Origin of the sequence: Comamonas sp. A7-5 (assembly GCF_039581385.1) — a bacterium.
GTDB classification, from domain to species: Bacteria; Pseudomonadota; Gammaproteobacteria; order Burkholderiales; family Burkholderiaceae_C; genus Comamonas; species Comamonas thiooxydans.
In genome coordinates this window covers 1-4,382 of the sequence record NZ_JBCPWO010000036.1, presented here as the reverse complement: position 1 = coordinate 4,382, position 4,382 = coordinate 1, and the positions used below count along the sequence as shown (strand labels likewise).

Sequence of the window (4,382 nt, the reverse complement as noted above, 5' to 3'; positions counted from 1 at the left end):
ATGCGTGGCATTGAGCGTGCGTCGGGTCGTGCAGCCCACGCTGCCCGTGAATGGGAGCAGGGCGGCCCGCGTAACTTTGTCGAAGAGCGCAATGCCGGCGTGAATGGCTCGCCGGGTGTCATGCGCCAGAACACCGGCCCGCTGAGCCTCGTGCCGCAATTTCAGACCCGTCAGGAGCTGGGTGCCTGGTGGAAGCAATGGCAGAACCAGTATGCGCAGGACAACCCTTTCTCCGTCAAAAGCAGCGGCGCGCTGGGCAACTATCAATATGACCTGACGCAGTTTGCGGTGAAGGAGGCGGGCAGGGCTATCGACCTGCAGCAGGCTGCCGCCAATGCGCGGCCAAAGCAAGAGGCCGAGCACAAGGGGAGCGCCCCCAGCTCAGTGCCTCGGGCGCCGGCTCCCGCCCCTGCAGTTGCAGCTCCCCAATCCGTCATCACCCATAGGCACGAGGTCGTCATTGGCGGCCGCCAATACAACGTGGGCACGGATGCGGCGGGCAGCTCAGAGATGCAGCAACTGATGGCCGCGCTGGAGCGTGACGCCAATTTGTCGGGAGGTGTTCACTGATGGCCGGCCATTTCCTGAACGGCATCGAGCTGCCGCGCGGCATGTTGTGGGTGGACGAATTCAACTGGTCTGCCGTGCAGAAGACGGTCGAGCGCGGCATCACCGGCGCCCAGATCATCGATGCAGCTGCCCGCATCGAGGGCCGCCCCATCACCTTGCAGGCCGTGCAAGACCAGGGCTGGATTCGCCGCGCAGCGCTGGAGGCAGTGCAGGCCCTGGCCGATGTGCCAGACGGTCGGTACCCGCTGCGCCTGGCTGACGGCCGCGAATTCACCGTGCAGTTTGCGGCAGACGACCCGATTGCCGCTGCGCCCATCTCCCGGCCCGAGCTGCCCGCCGCAACCCATCCCTATGTCGCCACGCTGCGGCTGATCACTGTTTAAGCGAGAAGAACAATGCCCATTTTGCAAGGCGACATCCAGCTGCGAGCCAGCCGCGTCATGGACGATGTACCTGAAGGTGGTGGCGGCCCGTCGAACGTCGTGATCGAGTCAGGCGAAGAAAACGCCGTCATGCCCGATATCTCGCAGATGGACCGCGCCACGGGCCGCGCCAACCTGCGTCAGGTGCATGTGGGCGTGGATACCGAAGACCGCGACACCTACCAGGGCAGCAATGTCATCGTGGCAAAGCCCCCTGAAGATCCCAATGTCTCCATCACCCTGTTTGCCACGGGCGGTGTCTATGACACCCGTGCCCAGGCGCAGGCCCGGCTGGAGGCCTATCTCAACAAGGGCGCCGAGTGGGCGGGCTATCTCTACGAGAACCATATCAAGGGCCAGCGCGTCATTCAGATCTTCCAGCGCCCCGGTACCGAATTGCCCGCGGTGGGCAAGACGCTGGTACTGGTCGGCAACGAAGGCCTGGCCAATGAGCAAGAGCAATATGTCCGCGCTATTCGCGTGTCCAGCGTGGAGCGCACCTTCACCTACGACACCGACCGGGACTACCAGGCCGTGGTAGTGACGGTGGAGCTGTCCGACGCCTTGCGCTATGACTTCACCGGCTCCCCAGCCAGCCGCCAGTTTGCCCGGCAGATCAATAGCGCTCATCTGCGCGATACCGTGGTGGCCGATGCCGGCAGCTATGTGGGCGTCACGCCTTTGCAAAAGGCAGCCGCTCTGGGCGATTTCACCATCATTGCCCAGACGATCATGACCCAGATCGTGCCCTCGGCGCAGAGCGAGACGCCCATCCCTGCAGCCATCCCATATGCGGCGGCAGGCTTTCCTGTCTCTGCGGCCGAGGCCGTGAGCTTCAGCACCTCTCAGACCTGGAACACCACCACCAGCCTGGCCTTGCCCGGTGGCTGCCTGCCGGGATCGCTCTCCATCGTGGTGGGCGGCGTCACGTTTACCGACAAGGGCGGCATTCTGATGTCGGGCACCCAGCAGATCGGGCTGGTGGACTATGCCAATGGCGTCGTCACTTCCAGCTCGGGCGACTACTCGGGCACCAAGAACATCAGCTACCGGCCTGCCGCCTATATGCAGCGCATGCCGCAGTCCAGCGAGATCCGCATCACGGCTGAGAACCGCAGCCAGAGCTATACCGGCTTCATCACGCCGCTGCCGGCGCGCGGTACGCTGTCCTTTAGCTATCGGGCGCAGGGGCGCTGGTATGTGCTGTCTGACTCGGGCGACGGCGCGCTGCGCGGCACCGACTCCAGCTACGGCGCAGGCACCTATAGCGCGGAGACCGGCAGCTTTGTCGTCACGCTGGGTGCTTTGCCCGATGTGGGCAGCTCCATCGTCCAGCACTGGGGCGTGCCCACGCAAGAAACCGTGCAGCCCGCCGCCGATCTGCTGATCAGCCAGACCATTGCCCTGCAGCTGCCGGCGGGTCAAGCGCTATATCCCGGTTCTTTTGATATCAAGTGGATGGACGGTACGACTCAGCGCACTGCTACGGCCACCGCAGCCTGGCAGCTGCAGGGAGACGCGACGGGCGAGGTACGGGTTGGCCGCTCCGAGGTGCTGTTTGCGCCCAAGCTGCTGCCCGCCGTCAGCACGGTGCTCGATGTCACGGTCGACACGGCTCCTGCGGTCGAGGTCAATCTGGCGCATCCCTCTCGCGACGGCCAGGGCCGCCTGGCGGTCTCGGCAGGCCAGGGTGCGCTGGTGCCCTATACGGTCGAGGTCGAGTGGAACACGCTGACCGACCAGAGCGTGCTCGGCCTCTACACCCGCGATCAGCTCAGAGAGATGGGTGTGACGCTGGTCGATCCGACCCAGATCGCCCGCGATGACGGCAATGGCAAGCTGATGCTCAATGGCGTGCAGCTCGGTTCGGTCAATTACAGCACGGGCGCGGTGGACTTCAATCCCGATGTCGTCATCAAGATCCCCAAGCCGGTTTATTCGTCCAGCCAGGTCAGCGGCGGCGGCTTCTCGGGCGAGGTCGCCCAGTACCGCCTCAACTACGAGGGCATCGAGTACCTGAACGCGCCTTCGATCTACCCCAATGACGAAAGCGGCTACGTCAAGATCCGTTTCCGCACCACGGGCAGCGCAACGCGCCGCACGCTGCAGGTCACGTTTGCACCCGAGTTTGATCTGATTACAGGGGTGCAGGCCCCGGTGGTGCCGGGCTCGGTCGTGCTCATGCCTTCCAGTGGTCAGCCTTGGAGCGATGACGGCAGGGGCGTGCTGCGGGTGCTGACGTCGGGCGGCTTTGTGGCGCGCGGCAGCATCAACTACGCCACGGGCCGCGTGGGCTTGACCTCGTGGACGCCGGGCAATGCGAACACACTGCGCCGTGCAGGCTGCATCACCACGCTGGGCGATGCGATCAGCAGCGCCTATGTGTTTCGCACGGCGGCAGCGCCGCTGCGTCCAGGCTCCCTCACGGTGCAGGTGCCCAGGGCCTCGGGCGGCTCGCAGAACGTCAGCGCAGGCATTGACGGCACGATCACGGCGCCTGGCGTGGTCGGCACGGTGGACTATGAAACCGGCCTGGTTCGCCTGGGCTTCGGTGCCCTGGTCGTGGCCGTAGGCAATGAGGCCGAGCCCTGGTATGACGCGGCCAATGTGCAGCCGGACGGCAGGATCTTTAAACCGCAGCCCGTGGTTGCCAGTGCCTTGCGCTACACGGCGGTGGCCTATGCCTATCTGCCCATGAATGCGGACATCATCGGCATCGACCCTGTGCGCTTGCCCAGCGACGGCAAGGTGCCCATCTTCCGGCCTGGTTCGCTGTGCGTGGTGGGCCACACCAAGACCAGCGCCCAGCTCAACGTCAGCAACAACCAGACTATCAATCTGGCCCGTGTGCGCCTGTCCCGCGTGGTGGTGAGGGATGCCAACGGCAAAACCCTGAATACCGGGTATTCGGTGGATCTGGAGGCCGGGCTGGTCACCTTTACCGATGTGTCCGCCATGACCATGCCGGTGACGATCGAGGATCGCATCGAAGACATGGCCGTTGCCACGGATGTGCAGATCTCGGGCGAGATCACCTTCAACCGCGCTCTGACCCATGACTACCCGGTAAGCGGCACCTATGTTTCCAGCGCTTTGCAGGCCAGTGACCGCCGTGCCCGCGTCAGTCTGGATTTCTCACAGCAGAGCTGGGTCGACAAGGCCTGGGCCGATGCGCCCACGGGGCCTGCAATTGCCGCCAAGTATGACCAGAGCGTGTCTCCTATTCAGATCACCAACGCCGGCGGCAGCAGCGAGCGCTGGATTCTGGAGTTCACGTCGACCAGCCAGTTCAGGGTGATTGGCGAGCATGTGGGCGTGATTGCCACGGGCGACATCAACACCATCTGCTCGCCGCTCAACCCGGCCACGGGCAAGCCGTATTTCACGATC

The 4,382-nt window shown here is 64.4% G+C and carries 3 protein-coding genes; all 3 read left to right on the top strand.

The genetic code is table 11. From position 1 onward, the window contains the following. On the top strand, positions 1-570 hold a 570-nt coding region (locus AAIL67_RS24540), incomplete at its 5' end, for a hypothetical protein (RefSeq protein ID WP_343485382.1). After that, a complete protein-coding gene (locus tag AAIL67_RS24535) occupies positions 570-953 on the top strand; it encodes a hypothetical protein (protein WP_343485381.1) in 384 nt (127 codons plus the stop codon). The genes AAIL67_RS24540 and AAIL67_RS24535, both read left to right, overlap by 1 nt. Before the next feature lie 12 nt (positions 954-965). Then, positions 966-4,382 (top strand): hypothetical protein (locus AAIL67_RS24530; protein ID WP_343485380.1); only part of this gene is annotated, 3,417 nt, incomplete at its 3' end.

What these genes read in the sequence shown, in the direction of transcription:
- AAIL67_RS24535 (WP_343485381.1), top strand. Translation starts at nt 570, where the DNA reads ATGGCCGGCCATTTCCTGAACGGCATCGAGCTGCCGCGCGGCATGTTG.